Consider the following 24,006-nt stretch of genomic DNA (forward strand, 5'->3'; position numbering starts at 1 on the left):
GTCACCTGATGACACTATTACAAAATAAACTGGCTCACATCTTTATTTTTAGCAATTGTTGCTAATTTCTCCTCAACGTATTGAGGGGTTATCGTTATTTTCTCTAACGTAATTTCAGATGCTTCAAACGATAAATCTTCAAGGAGCTTCTCCATAATCGTATGAAGTCTTCTTGCTCCAATATTATCTGTATCCTGATTAACTTGATAAGCAATCTCAGCAATCTTACGAATAGCTTCGTCTGAAAATTCAATTTCTATACCTTCAGTCGCTAATAATGCCATATATTGTTTAATTAACGCATTGTCAGGCTCGATTAATATTTTAACAAAATCGTCTGTCGATAATTTCGTTAATTCTACTCGAATCGGAAATCTCCCTTGCAATTCCGGAATTAAATCCGACGGTTTAGACATATGGAACGCTCCAGCTGCAACGAATAAAATATAATCCGTTTTTACTGATCCGTATTTTGTCGCAACATTCGACCCTTCTACAATTGGCAAAATGTCACGTTGCACACCTTCACGTGATACATCTACGCTATTCGACTGCTTACCAGCAATTTTGTCAATTTCATCGATAAAAATAATCCCGAGCTGTTCAGCACGATAAACAGCCTCTTGTGTAACTTCATCCATATCAATTAAGCGCTGTGCCTCTTCATTTGTCAAGAGTTTTCTTGCTTCTTTTACAGAAAGTTTACGTTTTTTTGTTTTTTTCGGCATAAAACTCCCTAACGCATCTTGGAAATTCATTCCCATTTGCTCCATGCCAGTTCCTTGTAACATATCAAACATTGACGACTGTTGCTCAGTCACTTCAATCGATACAATTTCGTCTTCAAGAAGCCCTGCAGCAAGCTTTCTCTCCACATCTTGACGTTTCTTTTCAATTTCACCATCTTCTTGTGTATCAGACGTTTGACTCGAATTTTGAGCGCCCCCAAACAGCATCTCTAATGGATTTTTAAATCCAGATTGCTTCTCCGGACTCGGCACTAAAATTTCAACAAGACGTTGATTCGCTTGCTCTTCTGCTTTATCTTGAACTTTCACTACCATTTCTTCTTTTACAATACGAACGGATGTTTCCACAAGGTCACGTACCATCGACTCTACATCTCTACCCACATATCCAACTTCTGTAAATTTTGTAGCCTCAACCTTAATAAAAGGTGCTCCAACGAGTTTCGCCATTCGTCGTGCTACCTCTGTTTTCCCAACACCTGTCGGTCCAATCATCAAAATGTTTTTAGGTGCTATTTCATCACGTAAATTTTCAGCTAATTTACTGCGACGGTATCGATTTCTCAACGCTACAGCAACCGCTTTCTTTGCGTCTTTTTGACCGATGATGTATTGATCTAATTTTTCCACAATTTGGCGCGGAGTAAAATGTAAATGCATATAAAATGCCTCCCTTACGATTCTACAATTCTTCAACAATTATGTTGTGATTCGTATAAACACAAATATCGCCAGCAATCTCTAAACTCGCTTTCGCAATTTGTTTCGCTGTTAAGTGTTCACTTGCATATTGCTTTAAAGCACGACCTGCAGAAAGTGCATAATTCCCACCAGATCCAATTGCTAAAATACCATCATCCGGTTCAATCACTTCTCCTGTACCTGAAACAAGGAGCATAGTTGTTTTATCCATGACAATGAGCATCGCTTCTAGTTGACGTAACATTTTATCGCCACGCCATTGTTTTGCCATTTCAACAGCTGCACGCTGCAAGTTGCCATTATACTCTTCTAATTTTCCTTCAAACATTTCAAAAAGAGTAAATGCATCAGCAACTGAACCTGCAAAACCAGCTAAAACTTTACCTTGGAAAAGTCTGCGAACTTTACGAGCTGTATGTTTCATTACAACAGCATTTCCCATTGTCACCTGACCATCTCCAGCCATTGCACATTCTCCATTATGATGAACTGCAAATATCGTTGTAGCGTGGAAATTCCCCATAGAAAAAACTCCTTTATTTGTTTTTATAGCTTTTAAAGCAATTTATGCCCGCGGGTGATGCTTCATGTAAACAGAACGCAATCTTTCTTTAGAGACATGCGTATAAATTTGTGTGGTCGACAAATTCTCATGACCTAATAGCTCCTGTACAGTACGTAAATCCGCCCCTTCATCTAACATATGTGTAGCAAATGTATGCCTTAACATATGGGGACTTATTCGCATTGTCAATGAAGCCTTTTTAATGAGTTCATTTAAAACATAACGCACTCCACGACTTGTTAGCGGTGTACCTTTCGCATTTAAAAACACCATACGAGAGTCTTCGTCAGTCTTATTAACTAACTGTTTTCTCCCATTCTCTATATAAGTAATTAAAGAATCTTGCGCATAGCTTCCGAACGGAATATACCTTTGTTTTTTTCCTTTTCCCATTACTAAAATTGTTCCCACCGCAAAGTCAATATCGGTAAGTTGTAAATTGACACATTCACTCACACGGATTCCAGTCGCATACATCAACTCTAATAAAGCTTGATTCCTTTGACCTAATGGCGTTTCCGTGTCAGAAACTTCAAATAATTCCTCTAACTCTTCAGCATATAAAAACTTTGGGATTGACAATTCTTTTTTGGGGAGTGACGCAAGTGCAAACGGATTATCTTTCCGATAACCTTCACGCATCAAAAAACGATATAAACTTCGTAAGCTTGATACTTTTCTTGCGACAGATTTACGGGCTAACTTTTCATCGTGCAACGTCGTTAAGTACAAACGAACATCCGCGTATGTAACGTCTAAAAAAGAGGATATGCCTTCTCGCTCCATAAATTGCACAAAATGTTCTAAATCATTTTGATAACTTGCAATTGTATATTTTGAATAATTTCTTTCAATTTGTAAATATCCAACGAATAATTGTAACAATTTCTTCACATTCACACAACTCACCTCAATAAAGGCTACTAAATCGTATCACAACTTAGTAGCCTTTGCAAGAAATTTAACTAAATATTTACAAAATTTTGAATTGTTTCTAAAGCGCGTGTTGCGTATGCTTCATTTCGTTCCGCTTTCTTTTTGATCTTCTTCTCTAACGGTGCAAATAGACCGAAGTTCGCATTCATCGGTTGGAAGTTTTTAGCGTTCGTTGCCGTAATGTAATTTGCCATGCTGCCCATCGCAGTTACTGACGGTAATACAACTGGCTCTTCACCTTGCACAAGACGTGCAGCATTAATTCCTGCTAATAATCCTGATGCTGCTGATTCAACATATCCCTCTACTCCAGTCATTTGACCAGCGAAGAATAAATCATCACGTTGTTTATATTGATATGTTGGACGAAGCAAATTAGGTGAATTAATAAACGTATTACGATGCATTACACCATAACGTACAATCTCTGCATTTTCCAGTCCCGGTATTAACTGTAGCACTTCTTTTTGTGGTCCCCACTTTAAATGCGTTTGGAAACCTACGATATTGTATAAAGTTCCTGCTGCATCATCTTGACGTAACTGAACAACAGCATATGGCGTTTTCCCTGTTTTTGGATCTTCCAATCCAACAGGTTTCATAGGTCCAAATACTAGCGTCTGTCTCCCTCTACTTGCCATAACTTCTACTGGCATACAACCTTCAAAGAAAATTTCTTTTTCAAACTCTTTTAAAGGCACTGTCTCAGCAGCAATTAAAGCCTCATAAAAACGGTCAAACTCTTCTTCTGTCATTGGGCAATTTAAATATGCAGCTTCGCCTTTGTCATAACGCGATTTTAAATATACTTTATTCATGTCAATACTGTCTTTTTCTACGATTGGTGCTGCCGCATCGTAGAAATAGAAATAATCTTCACCTGTTAGTTCTTTTAATTGTGCAGCAAGATCAGGAGATGTAAGTGGACCTGTTGCAATAATTGTTGGTCCTTCTGGAATTTCAGTAAGCTCTTCGTTCACTACCGTTACATTCGGATGGTTTTTTACGTATTCTGTTACTTTAGCTGCGAACTCATGACGGTCTACAGCTAACGCACCTCCAGCTGGTACAGAGCACTCATCTGCCGCACGAATAATTACAGAATCCATTAAACGCATTTCCTCTTTAATAACTCCAACTGCATTTGTTAAAGTGTTTGCACGAAGTGAGTTACTACATACTAATTCAGCAAATTTATCTGTGTGATGAGCTGGCGTTTGCCTTACCGGCCTCATTTCATATAATCTAACTTGGACACCACGTTTTGCAATTTGGTAAGCCGCTTCACTTCCTGCAAGACCTGCGCCAATGACGTTTACTACTTGTGTTGTCATATATATCACCTTTCCTTTTCTTCCCGAAAAAAATGTGAGCAGTTACGCTCACATTTGTTGTTCTTCTTCATAATCGCACGAAATACATTGTACTTGCACGCCTTTTTTCAACTTCTTCTCTACAAGCATGCCTTCACACTTCGGACATTTACGACCAATCGGCTTATCCCAAGATACAAAGTCACATTCTGGATACGTACCGCATCCATAGAAAAGGCGTTTCTTTTTGTTACTACGACGCTCAATAATTTGTCCTTCTTCACATTTCGGACAAGTTACACCGATTTCTTTCACAATCGGTTTTGTATTACGACAATCAGGGAAATTCGAACAAGCCATAAACTTCCCGTATTTACCCATTTTAAAGACCATTGGATGTCCGCATAATTCACAGTCTTCCCCAGCTGGCTCATCTTTAATTTCCACTTCACGCATTTCTTTTTCCGCTTTTTCTAAGCGCGGTTCAAATCCTACGTAGAAATCATCAACAATTTTCACCCAATTGGCATTTCCTTCTTCCACTTCATCAAGGCTTTGCTCCATATTGGCAGTAAATTCAATGTTAATAATTTCCGGGAAAAATTCTAAAATAAGTTCAATTACTATTTCACCAAGTTCAGTCGGAACGAAGCGTTTATTATCCAAGCCTACATATCCACGTTTTTGAATCGTTTCAAGTGTAGGTACATAAGTCGACGGTCTTCCAATTCCAAGTTCTTCAAGTGTTCTTACTAGACGAGCCTCTGTATAGCGCGGAGGAGGTTGTGTAAAATGTTGCTTCGGTTCTAAATCCTTCGAAAATACAGTTTCCCCTACTTCTAAAGGCGGCAACATCTTATCCTTTTCTTCAGCACCATCATCTTTCGACTCTACATACACTTTCATAAATCCTGGGAACTTTACAACCGATCCACTTGCACGGAACTGAACATTGTTATTAATGAGTCTCGCTGTCACAGTATCCATTATAGCAGACGCCATTTGACTTGCAACAAATCGCTCCCAAATCAATTTATATAATCGAAGTTGATCACGACTTAAGAAACTTTTTAGTTCCTCTGGCTTTCTCATTACCGAAGTAGGACGAATTGCCTCATGTGCATCTTGTGCATTTGACTTTTTCGTTTCTTTCTTCTTTTCTGTTCCTATGTATTCCGTACCATACGCTTCAGTGATGTAAGTACGAGCCTCTGTTTGAGCTGTTTCTGAGATACGTGTTGAATCAGTTCTCATATACGTAATAAGACCTACAGTTCCTTGTTTTCCAAGATCTATCCCTTCATACAATTGCTGTGCAAGCATCATCGTTTTCTTTGCTCGCATGTTTAACTTACGTGCTGCTTCTTGTTGCAAGGAAGATGTTGTAAACGGTAATGCAGGATTACGTTTTCGCTCTTTGCGCGTTACATTTTCAACTGAAAACGCATTGTCTTTCATCTGTTCAATTATTTCATTCACTTGCGTTTCATTCGTTAATTGAACCTTTTCCCCATCTACACCGTAAAAGCTTGCTTCAAATGTGTCTTTTCCTTTTACAAATTCTGTTTTAATTGTCCAGAATTCTTCAGGTTCAAAGCTTTGAATTTCCTTTTCACGTTCGATGATTAAACGAACTGCTACAGATTGTACACGCCCTGCACTTAATCCTTTTTTTACTTTCTTCCATAATAAAGGACTAATATTGTAACCAACAAGACGATCAAGTATACGTCTTGCTTGTTGTGCATCTACTAAATCCATATTAATTGCACGAGGATGTTTAAATGATTCTTTGATTGCATCTTTCGTAATCTCATTAAACACAACCCGACAATCTGATTCAACGTCCACATTTAACGTATTCGCTAAATGCCAAGCAATTGCTTCCCCTTCGCGGTCTGGATCGGCCGCGAGATAGACTTTCTTTGCTTTTTTCGCCGCTGATTTTAAATCTTTTAAGACGGGACCTTTACCACGAATGGTAATATACTTCGGGGTGAAGTTGTTCTTTACTTCTATCCCCATTTGACTTTTTGGCAAATCGCGAACATGTCCCATAGACGCGACAACTTTGTATTTTTTCCCTAAATATTTCTCAATGGTCTTCGCCTTAGAAGGCGACTCCACGATCACGAGGTAATCTGACATGCTAGTGCCTCCTTAAGAGGTGGATTCAAGTCTTCATTAATCTTATTGATTTCTCTTGTTTTTGTCAATCAAGAATGAATATACCATACAGTGCCAATCTACCATTTGTCAATAATTGTTTAATAAAAATTTAAAAATATAAGGTTAATTTAAAATCTCTTCCAAGATATCTTCTGCATTTCTTACTAATTTTGCGCCTTGTTGAATAAGATGATTTGTTCCCGATGCCCCCTCTATAAATATAGGTCCAGGAAGCGCAAACACCTCTCTATTTTGCTCTAACGCAAGGTCTGCAGTAATAAGTGTCCCACTTCTCGATTTCGCTTCTACAACTAAAACACCTTTACTTATACCACTAATAATCCGGTTTCTTTTTGGAAAATACCATTTTTTCGGTGCATAGTGCGGAGGATACTCTGTCAATAACAATATATATTCCTTCCACATTTCATATAAATGTCTATTTTCTTTCGGATACATAAACGACAATCCATGCCCTAATATCCCAATAGTGGGACAATGATGCCTTACTGTAATCTCATGAGACATTGTATCTATCCCTTTTGCAAACCCACTGACAATAAGCCACTCTCTTTCTAATAAAGGGTGTAAAATAAATTTCAAGCTCTCATGACCATATAATGATGGTTCTCTCGTTCCAACAACTGCTAATTTATTTACTTTATTTAGAAAATCTTTCTCTCCTTTTCCATATAAAACGAAGGGAGGGTCTTGTATTTCACGTAATAATTGTGGATAATTTTCATCCCATATCGTTATATAAAAGATACGATTTTTCTCTAAATAAGATATATATTGCGGAAGATTTGAACTTTGAAGAAATTTCACTAGTTCTGAAGATTTTTTCGAGGATATTCCAGTGTAGTGCTCCATTTGTTTTTCGTTAAAATTATATATGTTCTTTAATTCTGGATCGACATATAGTAGCCTCTCCATCGCTTTCCAATAATCTGCTAGCAAGTAATGAAGATGTAATAACCGCTCTCTTTTCATCTTGATTCTCCTTACCCATAATTTTTATTATGTAAACAGAAAAAAGTGTAAAAAGACACCCTCAAGTAAGAAGGTGTCTTTCAACAGATTAATAGTTTTTGCAAGTCTCAAATAGACCTTTTTCTTTTAAAACAGAGATTAGCGTTTCTCCCATAACTGCTGGAGTTTCAGCTACTTTAATGCCACAAGCTTCCATTGTTTTAATCTTTTCAGCAGCAGTTCCTTTACCACCAGAAATGATTGCACCAGCATGGCCCATACGTTTGCCAGCAGGCGCTGTTTGACCACCAATGAAGCCTACAACAGGTTTTGTCATATTAGCTTTTACCCATTCAGCTGCCTCTTCTTCTGCTGTACCGCCGATTTCACCAATCATAATTACAGCATGTGTTTCTTCATCTTCATTAAATGCTTTTAACGCATCAATAAAGTCTGTACCGTTAACAGGGTCTCCACCGATACCTACAGCAGTAGATTGGCCAATACCTTCTTGTGTTAATTGATGTACAGCTTCATACGTTAATGTACCAGAGCGAGATACGATACCAACATGACCTTTTTTATGAATATATCCTGGCATAATACCAATCTTACATTCATCTGGTGTGATTACACCTGGGCAGTTTGGTCCAAGTAAACGTGTATGTTTACCAGCCATATATCTCTTTACGTTTACCATATCTAATACAGGAATTCCTTCAGTAATACATACTACTAAATCAATTTCTGCATCAACTGCTTCCATAATTGCATCTGCCGCAAAAGCGGGTGGAACGTATACAACTGAAGCGTTTGCGCCTGTTGCTTTCACTGCATCTTCTACTGTATCAAATACTGGTACACCTTCAATATCAGTGCCGCCTTTACCTGGTGTTACACCACCGACAATTTTCGTACCGTATTCAATCATTTGTTTTGTATGGAATAAACCTTGAGAACCTGTAATACCTTGAACAATAACTTTTGTATCTTTATTAACTAATACGCTCATTTTTCTCCCCCGCTTTCTATTAGCCCACTAGTGAAACAATTTTTTGTGCACCGTCTGCCATAGATTCTGCTGCAACAATATTTAAGCCAGACTCATTTAAAATTTTCTTACCTAGTTCTACGTTTGTACCTTCAAGACGTACAACTAAAGGTAACTCAAGACCTACTTGTTTCGTTGCTTCAATAACACCTTCTGCAATAACATCACACTTCATAATACCACCAAAAATGTTAACGAAGATACCTTTTACATTTTTGTCAGAAAGGATAATTTTGAATGCTTCTGTAACTTTTTCAGCAGTTGCACCGCCACCAACATCTAAGAAGTTAGCTGGGTCACCGTGGTAATGTTTAATGATATCCATTGTAGCCATCGCTAAACCTGCACCATTAACCATACAACCGATATTTCCATCTAAAGGAATGTAGTTTAAATCGTATTTTGAAGCTTCAATTTCTTTTGAATCCTCTTCATCAAGATCACGAAGCTCTAAAATGTCTTTATGGCGATATAACGCATTAGAATCAAAGTTTAATTTTGCATCTAATGCCATAACTTTACCTTCACCTGTTGTAACAAGTGGGTTAATCTCAGCGATAGAGCAATCTTTTTCGATAAACGCACGGTATAAGCCCATCATAAACTTCACAGCTTGTCCTACAAGCTCTTTTGGAATATTGATGTTAAATGCAATTCGGCGTGCTTGGAAACCTTGTAAGCCTACTGCTGGATCAATATATTCTTTAAAGATTTTTTCAGGTGTTTTTTCTGCTACTTCTTCAATTTCTGTTCCGCCTTCTTCAGACGCCATTAAAACAACTTGAGAAGTTGCACGATCTAAAACTAGACCTACATAATATTCTTTTTTAATATCGCAACCTTCTTCGATAAGTAAGCGTTTTACTTCCTTACCTTCAGGACCTGTTTGATGTGTCACAAGTGTAGTTCCTAAAATGCTTTCTGCATATGTACGAACTTCATCTAAATTTTTTGCAACTTTTACTCCGCCAGCTTTGCCGCGTCCACCAGCGTGAATTTGTGCTTTCACTACACATACATCTGTTCCTAGTTCTTTCGCTGCTTCTACAGCTTCTTCTACTGTAAATGCAACCTTCCCGTTCGGAACGCTAACCCCATAGCTTCTAAGGACTGCCTTACCTTGGTACTCATGGATATTCATGGTCCCATCCTCCCCTGTTTTCCTGTTTTACTCGAAAAGTTTTTTAATGTTTAAAAAACATTACATTGCCATTGTATAAGATGATTGGCACGCTGTCTACAATAAAGTGTCAGAAAACTGAAATCGCTTTATTCTTTTTCGAAAATAGTAATGTTTATATGCCAAAATAAAAAATAAGCTGTATATTTACAGCTTATTTTTGAATCATATCTTTAATTGGCGCGAATGACTTTCGGTGTTCATCTAATACTCCATGCACTTCAATTGCCTCTAAATGTTGCTTTGTGCCATATCCCATATGTTGCTCAAATCCGTATTCAGGATACTTTTCTCCCAGTTCTTTCATCATACGATCTCTCGTTACTTTCGCAATAATAGATGCAGCTGAAATAGAAATACTTTTCGCATCACCTTTAATAATTGAGGTTTGCGGAATTGGTGTAGGAAGCTTCATCGCATCAATTAATAAATGTTGGGGTGTACAAGATAAATTTGCAACTGCATCTAACATTGCTTGTTTCGTTGCTTGGTAAATATTAATGTCATCAATAACTTGCGGTGATACAATTCCTACTCCAATTGCAATTGCTTGTACTTTTATTTCATCATAAAAACGCTCACGTTTCGCTTCACTCAGCTTTTTTGAGTCATTTAACCCTGGAATATAAAAATCCTCTGGAAGGACGACAGCTGCCGTCACAACAGGCCCAGCCAACGGGCCACGCCCTACTTCATCAATACCCGCGATATATGTGACCCCTTTTTCACGCAAAGCATTTTCATACTTGGACATTTCAAAAAAATTCTCTTTTTCTTTCTGTTCTAACTCTTTTTGTTTATACCACTTCAAAACGAGCTTTTGAACGCCTTTTCGCTCATCTTTCATTAACAGTTGAAAGCGATCATCTTCTTCATTCATAATTTCTTTCAATACATTTTCCGCTTCTTTTATCGTCATTTTTTGCATTTATACAAACTCCTTTTTAAACGTATCCAAAAAGAAAAGACGCACAAACGCACGTCTTATACTTCTTCTATTTTTTCCACATCTTCTACTTGCTCTGCAAACTCTTCCGGTGTTTCAAACGTCATTTTTCCAAGTTTGCCACCACGAAGCTCACGAAGTACAAGCTCAGATGTCTTATCATAATCAATCATTCCGCCGCCCATTAAGCAGCCTCTATTTTTTCCAATTGCATCGAATAATTCCACAATATCTTCTGGAATCTCATTTAAATTATAGCGTTCTTTCAAGCGTTCTGGATATTGTTTCTCCATAAAACGTAATGCGTAAACAGCTACATCTTGTAAATTTAAAATTGAATCTTTAATTGCACCCGTCGTCGCTAAGCGAAGACCCACTAATTGATCTTCAAATTTAGGCCACAGAATACCTGGCGTATCTAACAATTCCATTTCCTTCCCAACTTTAATCCATTGTTGAGCTGTTGTCACACCTGGACGATCTCCTGTTTTAGCAATATTTTTCTTTGCCAATTTATTAATTAATGTAGATTTACCAACATTTGGTATACCTACAATTAATGCACGAATCGCTCTCGGTCTAATACCTTTTGCAACCATTTTATCAAATTTTTCTTTAACAAGCACTTTACAAGCTGCTGCAATTTCTTTCATACCTTGTCCAGCTTGCGCGTTAATCGAAATTGCCATATGACCTTTTTCTTTAAAATATGCGATCCATTGTTTTGTTAAACGGTCATCTGCCATATCCGCTTTATTTAAAACAACAAGCCTTGGCTTATGTGTAATGATTTCATCAATCATTGGGTTTCGAGATGATAATGGTAATCGAGCATCTACAAGTTCAATTACAACATCAATTAATTTTAATTTCTCCGTTACTTGGCGTCTAGCCTTCGCCATATGCCCTGGAAACCATTGAATTACCATGTTGCCACCTTCTTTTTCATTTATTTCACAATACGTGCGTCTTCTAACGGCCAATATAACATATTAGCTTTACCAATTACTTGATCCATTGAAATCGTACCGATTGAACGGCTATCTTTACTAAAACGACGATTATCACCTAAAACAAATAATTGATCTTTTGGAACGGTTTTCTTGCCTGTCATTTCTTCAAGATTAAAATCATATGTAAGCGGTCCGTCAGCAATTTGCTTTTTCTGCTTGTCTAAATACGGCTCCTCATAAGCCTTTCCGTTAACATACAGCTTATCATTACGATACTCTATTTCATCGCCCGGTAGGCCTATAATGCGCTTAATGTAATCTTTATCTTCTGTTGCTCGAAATACGATAATATCAAATCGTTTCGGATCTCCAATGTGATAACCAATTTTATTTACAATCATTCGATCACGATCATGTAAAGTAGGTGCCATCGATACCCCGTCTACGAGAATTGGCGCAAAGAAAAACTGTCTAATAACACCAGCTAATACAACAGCAATCAAAATTGCTTTAATCCATTCCCAAAGTGAACTCTTCTCTTTTTTCATGCATTTCCCCTCCACGGTTATGTAAGCTGTTCGTATTATACCAAAATTTCATATAGATTGGAAAAAGGGAGCTTGTGCATTTACAAGCTCCCATACATGTCTTATCGAATTTCTTTAATACGTGCTTTTTTACCGCGAAGGTTACGTAAGTAGTATAACTTAGCACGACGTACTTTACCACGGCGAAGTACTTCGATTTTCGCGATTCTTGGCGTGTGAACTGGGAATGTACGCTCAACACCTACACCGTAAGAAATCTTACGAACTGTGAATGTTTCACTAATTCCGCCACCACGACGTTTAATTACAACACCTTCGAAAAGCTGAATTCTTTCACGAGTTCCCTCAACAACTTTTACGTGTACACGTAAAGTGTCACCAGGACGGAATGAAGGAAGGTCAGTTTTTAATTGGCCTTTTGTAATTTCTGCGATTAATTGTTGCATATTAAATTCTCTCCTTTAAACAGATGCTCTTATAAAGTCTTAATAAATTACAGCGGAACATCGTTAATACGGCTACTGATTTCAGTAGCACAAATGTTATAATAGCATATTACTAGGCCTGTTGCAATAGCAAATATATGAAGTTATTACTGCTCTCGCTTTATTTCCTCAAGCCATTTTTTCTCTTGTTTAGATAGATCTCTATCATCTAACAAATCAGGTCTACGCGTATACGTACGGCGCAAAGATTCCTTATGTCGCCATTCGTCAATATTTTTATGATTCCCTGACATTAATACATCCGGTACCTTCATACCACGAAAATCAGCCGGACGTGTATAATGAGGATGCTCTAATAAACCTGTACTAAACGAATCCTCTACTTGTGAAGCATGATTTCCTAGCACGCCTGGCAAGAGACGTACAACACTATCAGTAATAACCATAGAAGCTAATTCTCCGCCCGTTAATACATAGTCACCAATAGAAATCTCATCCGTTACGAGATGCTCACGAATTCGTTCGTCATACCCTTCATAATGCCCACATACAAAGATCAAATGTTCTTCCCCTGCAAGCTCTTCCGCTTTCTTCTGCGTAAATCTTTCGCCCTGCGGACACATTAAGACAACTCTCGGCTTACGCTCTGTCTCTTTCGTCAAATCTTCTACAGCGTCAAAAATAGGCTGAGGAGTAAGCACCATACCAGCTCCTCCGCCGTAAGGATAATCGTCTACGCTATTATGCTTACTTGTTGTATAATCACGAAAGTTAACAACACGAAGGTTTACCGCTTCCTTTTCTTGTGCCTTCTTTAATATAGAAGATCCAAATACACCGGTAAACATGTCTGGGAACAACGTTAAAATATCAATTTTCATTATAGCAATCCTTCCATTACATGAATGGTTACTAATTTATTTTCAATATTAACTTGAAGTACAACGTCATCAATATAAGGAATTAAGAGATCTTGACCCTTCGGACGTTTAATCACCCAAACATCATTTGCACCAGGAGAGAGAATCTCTTTGATTGTCCCTAGCGCTTCTCCTTCTTCCGTTACAACGCTGCAACCAATAATTTCGTGATAGTAGTATTCACCTTCAGCAAGTTCACCTAACTGCTCTTCCGGTACTTTTATTAAAGAACCTTTAAACTTCTCTACTTCATCTACATTGTTATATCCTTCAAATGTTAATAAATCGAATGTCTTATGTTGGCGATGAGAAGTTACCTTCACTGGAAGATAGTCTGTGTCTTTCTCATTCGATATGTATAGCGTGTTTCCTACTTTATATCGCTCTTCTGGAAAATCAGTACGAGAAATCACACGGATTTCTCCTCTTACTCCATGAGTATTTACAATTTTCCCTACGTTAAACCACTTTGTCATAAATAGTATGTCACCCCTGGTTTCTATATAAATTAAGCATCTCCATTTCATAGATGGAACATGCAATCTCTATTTAAATGTTAAAAAAGGGAGAGGAATAACTCCTCGCCCTTTTTACGTTTATTGAATTTCCAGTGTTACTTTTTCATCATTATGATGTCCCACTGAATACAAGAGCATTCGAATCGCTTTCGCAACTCTCCCTTGCTTTCCAATGACTTTTCCAACATCCTCAGGATGTACAGTTAATCGATACTTTATCTCTCCGTTGCAAAGTTCCTGTGTAACTTTTACATCTTCAGGATGATCGACAAGAGGCTTGACAATCGTCTCGACTAACTTCTTCATAGTCATTGCCTCAATTACTTACCTTGTTTAGATAAGTGGAATTTCTCCATGATACCTTGGTTAGAGAATAAGTTACGAACTGTATCAGATGGTTTAGCACCATTTCCTAACCATTTTAATGCTGCTTCTTCGTCGATCTTAACTTCAGCTGGTTGAGCAACTGGATTGTAAGTTCCGATTTCCTCAATGAAACGTCCGTCACGAGGAGAACGAGAATCTGCAACAACTACACGATAGAAAGGAGTTTTTTTAGCTCCCATACGTTTTAAACGAATTTTAACTGCCATTTATAAAGCACCTCCGAATTTATTTCACACAGATAATTATATTAGCAAAAAGACTATTGCTTTGTAAAGTATTTTTTCTTAACAGAGCCATCTTTTTTTCCTTACATGAATGGAAACTTCAATCCACCTAGTCCTTTTTTCTTGCCTTTTTGCATTCCCGTCATCGTCTTCATCATTTTTTTCATGTCATCGAATTGCTTAATTAGACGATTGATTTCTTGTACAGTTGTACCGCTACCTTTGGCAATGCGCTTTTTGCGACTAGCATTGATTATTTCCGGTTGTTCTCGTTCTAATTTAGTCATAGAACGAATAATTGCCTCAATATGCCCAATTTGTTTTTCATCAACTTGCGCATTTTTCAGCCCTTTAATTTTATTTGCACCAGGAAGCATTCCTAACAATTCATCAAGCGGTCCAAGTTGACGCACTTGTCCAAGTTGTTCTAGGAAATCGTCAAGCGTAAACGAAAGCGTACGCATTTTTTGCTCAAGTTCTTTTGCTTTCTCTTCATCAACTGTAGCTTGCGCTTTTTCAATCAATGTTAAGACATCGCCCATCCCTAAAATACGGGATGCCATACGCTCTGGATGGAACGCTTCAATTGCATCTAGTTTTTCACCCATACCAGCAAATTTAATCGGTGTGTTTGTTACAGCCTTAATAGATAATGCAGCACCACCGCGGGTATCACCATCTAATTTCGTTAATACAACACCTGTTAAACCTAACTGTTCATGGAAACTTTGTGCAACATTTACCGCGTCTTGTCCCGTCATCGCATCGACAACAAGGAAAATTTCATCCGGTTTCGCAACTTCTTTAACTTTCGCTAATTCATCCATTAGTTCTTCATCAATATGCAGGCGACCCGCTGTATCGATTAAAACATAATCATGATGATCTTCTTTTGCTTTTGCAATCGCTTGTTTCGCAATTTCAACAGGACTTACTTGATCTCCTAAAGAAAATACAGGCATGTCCAATTGCTTCCCTAATGTTTCAAGCTGTTTAATCGCTGCTGGACGGTAAATATCCGCTGCAACAAGCATCGGTTTACGATTATGCTTTTTACGAAGCAAATTCGCAAGCTTACCTGTCGTCGTTGTTTTACCCGCACCTTGCAGACCAACCATCATAATAACAGTCGGTGGCTTATTAGCAACAGCAATTTTGCTTTGCTCTCCGCCCATAAGTTCTGTAAGTTCTTCCTGTACAACTTTAATTACTTGTTGTCCAGGTGTCAAACTTTTCATTACATCTTGTCCGACAGCACGTTCAGACACACGCTTCACAAAATCTTTTACTACTTTAAAGTTAACATCTGCTTCTAAAAGAGCTAGACGAACTTCTCTCATCATTTCTTTCACATCGGCTTCAGAAACTTTTCCTTTGCCGCGGATTTTTTGCATTGTCTGTTGAAGTCGGTCGGCTAATCCTTCAAATGCCATATTGCCGCCCTCCTAATCTAATTTTTCGATAGCTTCAACAACTTGTTTCATTTCTTCATTCACATGCTCTTCTTCGCTGATTAGCTGTTTTAGCTTTGCAACAAGTCGCTGTCGCTCTTGAAACTTTTGAAGTAATACTAATTTTTCTTCATATTCTTCAAGCATCGCTTCAGTCCGTTTAATGTTATCATACACGGCTTGGCGACTTACATCAAATTCTTCCGCAATTTCACCAAGAGATAAATCATCTAGATAATAAAGCGACATATAACTTCTTTGTTTTTGCGTTAACAACGATTGATAAAAATCAAATAAATAGTTCATTCTCGTTGTTTTTTCGAGCATGTTGGATCATCCTTTGTTAAGTGATTTCCCTTTACATAAGTTAGTTTACATGGAGTCCAAAAGAGTGTCAAGTTTTTTTCTTAACATCATATATTTTTATAGAAAAAGAAGCGGAAATACCGCTTCTTTCGCTTACGCTTCTTCTGTTTCTACTAAGTTCGCAAATAAACCATACACATATTGTTCTGGATCAAACTGCTGCAAGTCATCCATTTGCTCTCCTAATCCAACAAACTTCACCGGTACATCAATTTCGTTACGAATCGCTAATACAATACCACCTTTAGCAGTTCCATCTAACTTCGTTAAAACAATACCTGTTACATTCGTTGCTTCACGGAATGTTTTCGCTTGGCTTAAACCGTTTTGTCCTGTTGTTGCATCAATAACAAGCAATACTTCATGAGGAGCACCTGGTACTTCACGCTCAATTACACGCTTCACCTTCTCTAACTCTTTCATTAAGTTTACTTTATTTTGCAAGCGTCCTGCTGTGTCACATAGCAATACATCTACCTTACGTGCTTTTGCAGCTTGTACAGCGTCATACATAACCGCCGCTGGATCAGATCCAGATCCTTGTTTAATCACTTCTACACCAACGCGATCGCCCCATACTTCTAATTGTTCAATCGCCCCAGCACGGAATGTGTCTCCTGCCGCCAATAAGACTGACTTACCTTCTGATTTAAACTTATGCGCCAGTTTACCAATTGTCGTCGTTTTTCCTACACCGTTAACACCAACAAATAAAACAACCGTTAATTGGTCTTCTTGCATATTAATTTCGTTACTAAAATCGCTGTTACCTTTGTAAATTCCTACTAGTTTTTCTGAAATAACAGCTTGTACTTCTTTTGGATCTTGAATGTTACGACGTTGTACTTCTTCTTTCAATTGATCAATTAATTCCATTACCGTTGCGACGCCAACGTCTGCACCGATTAAGATTTCTTCTAACTCTTCGAAGAAATCTTCGTCCACTTTACGGTAACGATACACTAAATCATTCACTTTATCCGCAAATGAATTTCTAGTTTTTTCTAATCCGTGTTTAAATTTCTCTGTAACTGTATCCGTTTGTTTTGAAATTTTTTCTTTTAGTTTTTTAAAAAAACTCATACTTTCCCATCCTTCCTATTCACTTGCAATAAGTTCTTCTCCGGCATCTAAACGAACCGAAACAAGTTTAGATACCCCTGATTCTTGCATTGTTACACCGTACAACACATCAGACTCTTCCATTGTACCTTTTCTATGTGTAATTACAATAAACTGCGTCTCATCACTAAATTTCTTTAAATACTGTGCAAAACGAGCTACATTCGCTTCATCAAGGGCGGCCTCTACCTCATCTAGTACACAGAACGGTACTGGGCGCACTTTTAAAATACCAAATAAAAGCGCAATTGCCGTTAAAGCACGCTCTCCACCTGAAAGTAAACCTAAGTTCTGCAATTTCTTCCCTGGCGGTTGTGCTACAATATCAATACCCGTATTTAGTAAATCCTCTGGATTAGTCATTACTAAATCCGCTCTTCCGCCTCCAAATAACTCAGAGAATACCGATTGAAACTCCATTCTAATGCCTTCAAACGTAGTAAAAAAGCGTTTTTTCATTTCTTCATCCATTTCGGTAATAAGCTGGTGCAATGTCGTTTTCGCTTCTTCTAGGTCGTCTCTCTGCTCTAGTAAAAATGTATGACGCTCCGCTACGCGTTCATATTCATCAATTGCCCCTAGGTTCACTGTACCTAACTCTTCTATGGATAATTTGATTAATTTTACTTTCTTACGCGCATCTTCTGCAGGCATTGTCATTGTATATTTTAGTTTTGCCGCTTCAAATGAAATCGTATATGTTTCACGTAAATGTTGTAATCTATTTTCCAACTCTACATCAAGTCGGTTTATTTTCACTTCTTGATCTTTCAACATTTCAATAATATATTTATGTTTACCTGTCGTTTCTTTCAAATTACGCTCTAAATGTTCTACTCTCTCTTGCAACGAGACACGTTGTTCGCGACGAGAGCGAATTAATTCTGAAGTTTGATTACGATCATACGCTTTCTTCTCAATCATATTCGTAATTTGCTCTTCACCACTTGAATTAGATGTCATTTCTTGTTTTAAGAAAGCTAAATCCTCTTTCGTTTTTACAAGTGTCGCATCCGTTTCTTCTTTTTCCTTCGTAAATCGTTCAACTTTTTCTTTTTGATTAGATAAGCGTTGTTGCTTTTCAGCTACCAGCACTTTTAACTCAGTCATTTCTTTTTGAACTTTTTCTTTTGAAGAATGTTGCTCACTTTTTTGTTTTGTTAAAGCTACAATTTTACTATCTAACTCTGTGATATCAGCTTGAAGATTCGTTAAAATCCCTTCTAACGCCTCTTTACGCCCTTGTGTTTTTACTCGATCTTGTAAAAAACCTTCAATCTCTAAATCATAAATAGACAAGCGGTCATTAATACGATGTTCTTCTAATTCTAAACGATTAATCTCTTCTCTTAATTTCTGCTCATCTACACGCTCTGCTTCTACAGTTTGCCTTAGTTCGCGTATTTTCACTTCTTTTTCTTGAATCTCTTGTTTTACTGCTTTAACAAAGTTTTCTAACTTCGTTGTTTTTTCTTCCATATCAGTTAACTTGCGAGTCCACTCTTCCAGTTCACGTTGGCGTCCTAATAAAGAAGATTTCGCTTGTTTTACCGCTCCACCAGTCATAGAACCGCCAGGATTCACTACGTCCCCTTCGATTGTTACAATGCGATAACGGTATTGCAGTTGTTTCGCCAACTCATTTGCTCCGCGTAAATCTTTCGCAACAATAACAGTACCTAATAAATTTGAAACTACATTTTCATATTTATTATTGTACTGCACAAGTTCTGCCGCCACACCTACAAACGATGGGTGTTGATTTACAATGCGTAATTGCTCAAATGATAACGACCTACTTTTAATAACAGCTTGCGGTAAAAACGTTGCACGCCCATGTTTATTTTGCTTTAAAAATGCAATTGCATTACGAGCATGTTCCTCTGTTTGTACAACAATGTGCTGCATCGCTGCACCTAGAGCGATTTCCATTGCAACTTCGTATTCTTTAGGTACCGTTAACAGTTCCGCAACAGCACCCTCGATACCTTGCAACCTATTTTCTCTAGCTTTCAATACTTCACGTACACCTTGATAGAAGCCAGAATAATCTTCTTGCATCTCTTCAAGCATTTCTTTTCGAGAACGTGCCTGTTGCACAAATTGATATGCTTGATACAGTTTTGTTTCATTTTCACTATACTGCGTCTTACATTTCCCGAGCGCCGCCTCTGTCTTCTGTATGTTTGAGAGGATGCCAGCTACTTTTTCTTTCACTTGTTCGTAATTTTCTACAAGTTTCGTCTTTTTCGCTGTAATTTCCATACGCATTTCTACATATTTCGCATTCTCTTCATCCAGCCGCTCGTTTTTAGACGTTTGCTGTTTAGATTGTTCTTCAATCATAGATAATTCATTGCGATGACTAGCTTGTTGATTTAAAAGTTCAATATAGTCACCTTTTAAATTCTCAATCTGTTCCTCTAAATTGTCAGCAAAAGTAGCAAGTAGTTGCTCATTATCATGCAATTTTTGCTCTAACTCTTTTACTTCATTCACAAATTGCATTAAAGCTTCTGTACTTGACGCAATTTCACCATCGTAACTTTTAGCTTTCTCTGTTAATTCAACAATTAACTGCTCAAGTTGCGCACAATGCGTCGTAGCATTTTGCTTTCTCTCTTTTAACAACTCGCGCTGTCCTTCTAGTTTTTCTAGCTCTTTACTAGAAAGAAGAAGTACTTCTTGCAACGAATCTACAGACTCATCTACCGCTTGTAATTGTCCTCGTAATTCCTCAAGCTCTTCTTCACTTTTTTGTAAATCCGTTGACATTTTAGCTTCTTCGTCTTTATTATGCCCAAACTGATTTCGAAGCGCTTCCCATTTCTCATGCAATTCTTCAATTTCATGTACAATAAGCGCAGCTTCTACTTTCTCTAATTCTTCTTTATTCTCAAGATAATCTTTCGCAATAGAAGCTTGTCTTTCTAAAGGTTCTACTTGACTACTTAATTCATGAATTATATCTTGTACACGATTTAAGTTTTCTTGTGTTTCTGCTAACTTCCCTTCAGCTTTCTTTTTGCGAAGTTTGTATTTCAGTACGCCTGCCGCTTCTTCAAATACACCTCGACGCTCTTCTGACTTACTACTTAAAATCTCTTCCACTTTCCCCTGGCTAATAATTGAAAAAGCTTCTCTTCCCATACCAGAGTCCATAAATAAATCGATAATATCTTTCAATCTACATGATTGTTTATTAATATAAAAATCACTATCACCTGAACGAGATACACGACGTGTTACACACACCTCATTGTATTCAATTGGTAAACGTTGATCTTCATTATTTAAAGTTATTGTTACTTCAGCAACATTAACCGCTCTCCTCGTATCACTGCCTGCAAAAATAATATCCTCCATCTTTGCACCACGTAATGATTTTGCAGATTGTTCACCAAGTACCCAGCGAATCGCATCAGTAATATTACTTTTCCCGCTTCCATTAGGGCCTACTACAGAAGTTACACCTGGGACAAAATCAACAGATACACGCTCAGCAAAAGACTTAAATCCTGCTATTTCTAATCTTTTTAAAAACACGAAAGGCCTTCCTCCTATTCTCCGTTGCTATAACTGTTATCTATACAAAAACGAGCTATCATACGGATTTCCCTTCCTTTTATTCACAAACAAAAAGAAAGTTTCATTCTATGCATAAGGAATCCCCCTCATTCAAAGGGGGATTCCTTATAGTTGTTCTTTTAATTTTTTCAATGCTTCTGCAGCAGCTTGTTGCTCTGCTTCTTTTTTCGACTTACCACTACCAAGACCTAAAGCTACGTTATTTAACGTAACACGTGACACAAATTCTCGATTGTGAGCTGGTCCTTTTTCTTGCAAAATTTGATACTCAACATTGCCACTACCATCACGCTGAATCAATTCTTGTAACTGACTCTTATAATCCATCACATGAGAAAAAGCACCCTCATTAATTTTCGGATATACAATTTCTTTTAAGAATTCCCAAACTGTTTCTAACCCTTGATCAAGATAAAGGGCACCAATAAACGCTTCAAAGACATCCGCTAATAAAGCCGGTCGTTCACGTCCACCTGTCATTTCTTCACCTTTTCCTAATAAAACAAGGCTACCAAATGACAATTCGTTCGCAAAACGAACAAGAGATGGCTCACATACAATAGCTGCACGTAGTTTTGTTAACTCTCCTTCGCTCATTGTCGGATATTTTTGAAACAGATACTGCGATACAGTAAGTTCCAATACTGCATCTCCAAGAAATTCAAGACGCTCGTTATCTTCATGCGGTTTTTTTCGATGCTCATTCACATACGATGAATGCGTAAATGCTTGAATCAATAATTTTTCATCTGTAAACGTAATACCTATCTTTTCTTGAAACACTTTAAATGCTTCACGATATTTTGTTTCGTATTTTTTTTCTCTATATTTTCGGTACGGCATAGGTCCCTCCAGATATAAGCCAGAAAGCCCCGCTAAAAAACGGGACTTCACTTAAGCATTATAGATGACTCTCTATGTAAGTCACAGCATCGCCAACAGTAGCAATCTTTTCAGCATCTTCATCAGAAATTTCCATTTCGAATTCATCTTCTAATTGCATTACAAGTTCTACTACATCTAGGGAGTCTGCTCCTAAATCTTCCTTGAAGCTTGCAGCTGGTACTACCTCAGTCTCTTCTACTCCTAAACGATCAACGATGATTTTTGTTACGCGCTCTAAAACATCTGCCATTCCATTCACCTCCCCTCAAATATTATATTAAATATTGACCAAAAAAACTAGGTGAAATCGATTCTTTTATTACATTACCATACCGCCATCAACATTTAACGTTTGACCTGTAACATATTTGCTTTGATCAGAAGCAAAAAACGTTACAGCATTCGCGATATCTTGCGCTTCACCAAATTGAGCAGCTGGAATAACTTTTAACATTTCTGCTTTAATATTCTCATCTAGTACATCTGTCATATCAGTCGCAATAAAGCCCGGCGCAATTGCATTCACTGTAATATTTCGACTTGCTAACTCTTTTGCAGATGTTTTTGTTAATCCAATAACACCCGCTTTAGCAGCAACATAATTAGCTTGCCCTGGGTTTCCTATAACACCAACAACCGAAGCGATATTTATAATTCTACCGTGACGTTGACGCATCATATAGCGAGATACTGCTTTTGTACATAAGAATACACCTTTTAAGTTTGTATTAATAACTGTATCCCATTCTTCTTCTTTCATACGCATTAATAAATTATCTTTTGTTACACCAGCATTATTTACAAGAATATCAACTTGTCCAAATGTATCTACTGTTTGTTTCACCATATTTGTAACATCATCAGCATTTGCAACATCTGCTCTTACCGCAATTGCATCAGAACCTAATTTCTTAATTTCATCTACTACTTCATTTGCTTTTTGTTCATTACCTGCATAATTCACTACTACATTTGCCCCTTGTTTCGCTAAATCGATCGCAATCGCGCGACCAATTCCACGTGAAGCGCCAGTTACTAATGCTACCTTCCCTTTTAACATCAGTTTTCTCCTCTCAAATTTGAAATGGTATCTTTTAATGTCTCTTCATCATATATCGCATATGCTTTCACTGATGAATCAATCGACTTCATAAGTCCAGCAAGTACTTTTCCAGGTCCAATTTCAATAAATGTATCTACTCCCTGCTGCACCATACATTCAATAGACGGGTACCATAATACAGGCGAATAAAGCTGTTCGATTAACTTTTCTTGAATGTCTGCACCACGTGTAATAACATCCGCTGTAACATTTGCAATAACAGGAATATTCGTGTCATGAATTGTAATTTCATTTAAAACACTTTGGAACTTCTCAGCTGCCGGCTTCATAAGTGAAGAATGGAAAGGCCCACTTACTTTTAGTGGAATTGCTCTCTTTGCACCATTTTCTTTCGCTCTTTGAGAAGCAACCTCTACACCTTGCTTCGTTCCAGAAATCACAATTTGCTTCGTACTATTCATATTAGCGATTTGCACTGCATATCCTTCACTTGTTACTTCTTCTGTAACTTGTTTCAGCATATCTAGGTCAGCACCTAATATAGCTGCCATCGCACCTTCCCCGTCTGGAACAGCTTCTTCCATATATTCGCCACGTTTCCTTACAGCATATACAGCATCTTCAAAAGTTAATGCACCAGCTGCTACAAGAGCGCTATATTCACCTAAACTATGACCAGCGACAAAGTTAGGTGTAATGTCATACTCTTTCAAAGCTGTCAAAATAGCAAAACTCGTTGTTAATAATGCAGGCTGAGCATTTGTTGTTAATGTAAGCTTTTCCTGCGGTCCTTCAAAAATCACTTCTGAAAGTGAATCTTGTAACACCTCATCTGCTTTTGCAAACACTTTTGCAACCTCTTTATTATTCTCTGCTAATTGTTTACCCATTCCAACTGCCTGTGAACCTTGGCCCGGAAAAAGAAATGCTATTTTTCCCATTTCAAATCCTC

The 24,006-nt window shown here is 37.6% G+C and carries 24 protein-coding genes; all 24 read right to left on the reverse strand.

Translation table 11 applies throughout. From position 1 onward, the window contains the following. Nucleotides 1–17: 17 nt before the first annotated feature. Complete coding sequence (hslU, locus tag NZ044_RS18815; protein WP_000550084.1) at nucleotides 18–1,409, reverse strand: ATP-dependent protease ATPase subunit HslU; 1,392 nt, start codon at nucleotides 1,407–1,409, stop codon at nucleotides 18–20. Between the two features lie 22 nt (nucleotides 1,410–1,431). Then, the gene (gene hslV / locus NZ044_RS18820; protein ID WP_000526274.1) at nucleotides 1,432–1,974 is read right to left on the reverse strand and encodes an ATP-dependent protease proteolytic subunit HslV; all 543 of its coding nucleotides are present in this window, start codon (nucleotides 1,972–1,974) and stop codon (nucleotides 1,432–1,434) included. A 42-nt stretch (nucleotides 1,975–2,016) separates the two neighbouring features. Continuing rightward, entirely contained in the window at nucleotides 2,017–2,916 is a 900-nt protein-coding gene (gene xerC / locus NZ044_RS18825; protein ID WP_001101244.1) for a tyrosine recombinase XerC, read from the reverse strand. Nucleotides 2,917–2,981: 65 nt separating this feature from the next. Beyond that, complete coding sequence (trmFO, locus tag NZ044_RS18830) at nucleotides 2,982–4,286, reverse strand: FADH(2)-oxidizing methylenetetrahydrofolate--tRNA-(uracil(54)-C(5))-methyltransferase TrmFO (protein WP_000213006.1); 1,305 nt, start codon at nucleotides 4,284–4,286, stop codon at nucleotides 2,982–2,984. Nucleotides 4,287–4,334: 48 nt separating this feature from the next. Further along, nucleotides 4,335–6,413, reverse strand: a complete 2,079-nt coding sequence (topA, locus tag NZ044_RS18835; protein ID WP_001286957.1) for a type I DNA topoisomerase — start codon at nucleotides 6,411–6,413, stop codon at nucleotides 4,335–4,337. Nucleotides 6,414–6,557: 144 nt separating this feature from the next. Then, on the reverse strand, nucleotides 6,558–7,427 hold the full coding sequence (gene dprA / locus NZ044_RS18840; RefSeq protein WP_000818044.1) for a DNA-processing protein DprA: 870 nt from the start codon (nucleotides 7,425–7,427) through the stop codon (nucleotides 6,558–6,560). Between the two features lie 88 nt (nucleotides 7,428–7,515). Beyond that, nucleotides 7,516–8,418 (reverse strand): succinate--CoA ligase subunit alpha, encoded by a 903-nt coding sequence (gene sucD, locus NZ044_RS18845; RefSeq protein ID WP_000115178.1) that lies wholly within the window; start codon nucleotides 8,416–8,418, stop codon nucleotides 7,516–7,518. A gap of 19 nt (nucleotides 8,419–8,437) precedes the next feature. Then, on the reverse strand, nucleotides 8,438–9,598 hold the full coding sequence (gene sucC, locus NZ044_RS18850; protein ID WP_001020791.1) for an ADP-forming succinate--CoA ligase subunit beta: 1,161 nt from the start codon (nucleotides 9,596–9,598) through the stop codon (nucleotides 8,438–8,440). Nucleotides 9,599–9,791: 193 nt separating this feature from the next. Continuing rightward, nucleotides 9,792–10,565 carry a ribonuclease HII gene (locus NZ044_RS18855; protein WP_001171121.1) on the reverse strand — a complete coding sequence of 258 codons (774 nt, stop codon included), beginning with the start codon at nucleotides 10,563–10,565 and terminating at the stop codon, nucleotides 9,792–9,794. A 56-nt stretch (nucleotides 10,566–10,621) separates the two neighbouring features. Beyond that, a complete protein-coding gene (ylqF, locus tag NZ044_RS18860; protein WP_000236705.1) occupies nucleotides 10,622–11,512 on the reverse strand; it encodes a ribosome biogenesis GTPase YlqF in 891 nt (296 codons plus the stop codon). A gap of 20 nt (nucleotides 11,513–11,532) precedes the next feature. Next, nucleotides 11,533–12,084 carry a signal peptidase I gene (gene lepB / locus NZ044_RS18865; protein ID WP_000711853.1) on the reverse strand — a complete coding sequence of 184 codons (552 nt, stop codon included), beginning with the start codon at nucleotides 12,082–12,084 and terminating at the stop codon, nucleotides 11,533–11,535. Nucleotides 12,085–12,185: 101 nt separating this feature from the next. Then, nucleotides 12,186–12,530, reverse strand: coding sequence for a 50S ribosomal protein L19 (gene rplS, locus NZ044_RS18870; protein WP_001186516.1), 345 nt, complete (start codon nucleotides 12,528–12,530; stop codon nucleotides 12,186–12,188). 146 nt (nucleotides 12,531–12,676) lie between these two features. Continuing rightward, a complete protein-coding gene (gene trmD, locus NZ044_RS18875) occupies nucleotides 12,677–13,411 on the reverse strand; it encodes a tRNA (guanosine(37)-N1)-methyltransferase TrmD (protein WP_000686901.1) in 735 nt (244 codons plus the stop codon). Continuing rightward, nucleotides 13,411–13,926: a ribosome maturation factor RimM gene (rimM, locus tag NZ044_RS18880; protein ID WP_000170272.1), complete on the reverse strand. Its 516-nt coding sequence runs from the start codon at nucleotides 13,924–13,926 to the stop codon at nucleotides 13,411–13,413. The genes trmD and rimM overlap by 1 nt, the downstream gene beginning before the upstream one ends. Nucleotides 13,927–14,046: 120 nt before the next feature. Then, a complete protein-coding gene (locus tag NZ044_RS18885) occupies nucleotides 14,047–14,274 on the reverse strand; it encodes a KH domain-containing protein (protein WP_000737393.1) in 228 nt (75 codons plus the stop codon). A gap of 14 nt (nucleotides 14,275–14,288) precedes the next feature. After that, the gene (rpsP, locus tag NZ044_RS18890; protein ID WP_000268748.1) at nucleotides 14,289–14,561 is read right to left on the reverse strand and encodes a 30S ribosomal protein S16; all 273 of its coding nucleotides are present in this window, start codon (nucleotides 14,559–14,561) and stop codon (nucleotides 14,289–14,291) included. Nucleotides 14,562–14,662: 101 nt separating this feature from the next. Next, nucleotides 14,663–16,012 (reverse strand): signal recognition particle protein, encoded by a 1,350-nt coding sequence (gene ffh, locus NZ044_RS18895; RefSeq protein WP_000863460.1) that lies wholly within the window; start codon nucleotides 16,010–16,012, stop codon nucleotides 14,663–14,665. A 12-nt stretch (nucleotides 16,013–16,024) separates the two neighbouring features. Then, complete coding sequence (locus tag NZ044_RS18900; RefSeq protein WP_000891062.1) at nucleotides 16,025–16,357, reverse strand: putative DNA-binding protein; 333 nt, start codon at nucleotides 16,355–16,357, stop codon at nucleotides 16,025–16,027. A 132-nt stretch (nucleotides 16,358–16,489) separates the two neighbouring features. Next, nucleotides 16,490–17,479 carry a signal recognition particle-docking protein FtsY gene (ftsY, locus tag NZ044_RS18905; RefSeq protein ID WP_098505697.1) on the reverse strand — a complete coding sequence of 330 codons (990 nt, stop codon included), beginning with the start codon at nucleotides 17,477–17,479 and terminating at the stop codon, nucleotides 16,490–16,492. Between the two features lie 15 nt (nucleotides 17,480–17,494). Continuing rightward, entirely contained in the window at nucleotides 17,495–21,064 is a 3,570-nt protein-coding gene (gene smc / locus NZ044_RS18910; RefSeq protein WP_081143607.1) for a chromosome segregation protein SMC, read from the reverse strand. Between the two features lie 147 nt (nucleotides 21,065–21,211). Next, the gene (gene rncS / locus NZ044_RS18915) at nucleotides 21,212–21,949 is read right to left on the reverse strand and encodes a ribonuclease III (protein WP_001146875.1); all 738 of its coding nucleotides are present in this window, start codon (nucleotides 21,947–21,949) and stop codon (nucleotides 21,212–21,214) included. A 58-nt stretch (nucleotides 21,950–22,007) separates the two neighbouring features. After that, complete coding sequence (acpP, locus tag NZ044_RS18920) at nucleotides 22,008–22,241, reverse strand: acyl carrier protein (protein ID WP_000786062.1); 234 nt, start codon at nucleotides 22,239–22,241, stop codon at nucleotides 22,008–22,010. A 69-nt stretch (nucleotides 22,242–22,310) separates the two neighbouring features. Next, nucleotides 22,311–23,051 (reverse strand): 3-oxoacyl-[acyl-carrier-protein] reductase, encoded by a 741-nt coding sequence (fabG, locus tag NZ044_RS18925; RefSeq protein ID WP_000911774.1) that lies wholly within the window; start codon nucleotides 23,049–23,051, stop codon nucleotides 22,311–22,313. Beyond that, nucleotides 23,051–23,995, reverse strand: coding sequence for an ACP S-malonyltransferase (gene fabD, locus NZ044_RS18930; protein ID WP_000515908.1), 945 nt, complete (start codon nucleotides 23,993–23,995; stop codon nucleotides 23,051–23,053). Before fabD ends, fabG begins: the two co-directional genes overlap by 1 nt. Nucleotides 23,996–24,006 lie beyond the last annotated feature (11 nt).

The sequence above is a fragment of the Bacillus sp. FSL K6-1338 genome (assembly GCF_038006965.1).
Lineage (GTDB): Bacteria > Bacillota > Bacilli > Bacillales > Bacillaceae_G > Bacillus_A > Bacillus_A thuringiensis_S.

What these genes read in the sequence shown, in the direction of transcription:
- hslU (WP_000550084.1), bottom strand. Translation starts at nt 1,409, where the DNA reads ATGCATTTACATTTTACTCCGCGCCAAATTGTGGAAAAATTAGATCAA.
- hslV (WP_000526274.1), bottom strand. Translation starts at nt 1,974, where the DNA reads ATGGGGAATTTCCACGCTACAACGATATTTGCAGTTCATCATAATGGA.
- trmFO (WP_000213006.1), bottom strand. Translation starts at nt 4,286, where the DNA reads ATGACAACACAAGTAGTAAACGTCATTGGCGCAGGTCTTGCAGGAAGT.
- topA (WP_001286957.1), bottom strand. Translation starts at nt 6,413, where the DNA reads ATGTCAGATTACCTCGTGATCGTGGAGTCGCCTTCTAAGGCGAAGACC.
- dprA (WP_000818044.1), bottom strand. Translation starts at nt 7,427, where the DNA reads ATGAAAAGAGAGCGGTTATTACATCTTCATTACTTGCTAGCAGATTAT.
- sucD (WP_000115178.1), bottom strand. Translation starts at nt 8,418, where the DNA reads ATGAGCGTATTAGTTAATAAAGATACAAAAGTTATTGTTCAAGGTATT.
- sucC (WP_001020791.1), bottom strand. Translation starts at nt 9,598, where the DNA reads ATGAATATCCATGAGTACCAAGGTAAGGCAGTCCTTAGAAGCTATGGG.
- NZ044_RS18855 (WP_001171121.1), bottom strand. Translation starts at nt 10,565, where the DNA reads ATGCAAAAAATGACGATAAAAGAAGCGGAAAATGTATTGAAAGAAATT.
- ylqF (WP_000236705.1), bottom strand. Translation starts at nt 11,512, where the DNA reads ATGGTAATTCAATGGTTTCCAGGGCATATGGCGAAGGCTAGACGCCAA.
- lepB (WP_000711853.1), bottom strand. Translation starts at nt 12,084, where the DNA reads ATGAAAAAAGAGAAGAGTTCACTTTGGGAATGGATTAAAGCAATTTTG.
- rplS (WP_001186516.1), bottom strand. Translation starts at nt 12,530, where the DNA reads ATGCAACAATTAATCGCAGAAATTACAAAAGGCCAATTAAAAACTGAC.
- trmD (WP_000686901.1), bottom strand. Translation starts at nt 13,411, where the DNA reads ATGAAAATTGATATTTTAACGTTGTTCCCAGACATGTTTACCGGTGTA.
- rimM (WP_000170272.1), bottom strand. Translation starts at nt 13,926, where the DNA reads ATGACAAAGTGGTTTAACGTAGGGAAAATTGTAAATACTCATGGAGTA.
- NZ044_RS18885 (WP_000737393.1), bottom strand. Translation starts at nt 14,274, where the DNA reads ATGAAGAAGTTAGTCGAGACGATTGTCAAGCCTCTTGTCGATCATCCT.
- rpsP (WP_000268748.1), bottom strand. Translation starts at nt 14,561, where the DNA reads ATGGCAGTTAAAATTCGTTTAAAACGTATGGGAGCTAAAAAAACTCCT.
- ffh (WP_000863460.1), bottom strand. Translation starts at nt 16,012, where the DNA reads ATGGCATTTGAAGGATTAGCCGACCGACTTCAACAGACAATGCAAAAA.
- NZ044_RS18900 (WP_000891062.1), bottom strand. Translation starts at nt 16,357, where the DNA reads ATGCTCGAAAAAACAACGAGAATGAACTATTTATTTGATTTTTATCAA.
- ftsY (WP_098505697.1), bottom strand. Translation starts at nt 17,479, where the DNA reads ATGAGTTTTTTTAAAAAACTAAAAGAAAAAATTTCAAAACAAACGGAT.
- rncS (WP_001146875.1), bottom strand. Translation starts at nt 21,949, where the DNA reads ATGCCGTACCGAAAATATAGAGAAAAAAAATACGAAACAAAATATCGT.
- acpP (WP_000786062.1), bottom strand. Translation starts at nt 22,241, where the DNA reads ATGGCAGATGTTTTAGAGCGCGTAACAAAAATCATCGTTGATCGTTTA.
- fabG (WP_000911774.1), bottom strand. Translation starts at nt 23,051, where the DNA reads ATGTTAAAAGGGAAGGTAGCATTAGTAACTGGCGCTTCACGTGGAATT.
- fabD (WP_000515908.1), bottom strand. Translation starts at nt 23,995, where the DNA reads ATGGGAAAAATAGCATTTCTTTTTCCGGGCCAAGGTTCACAGGCAGTT.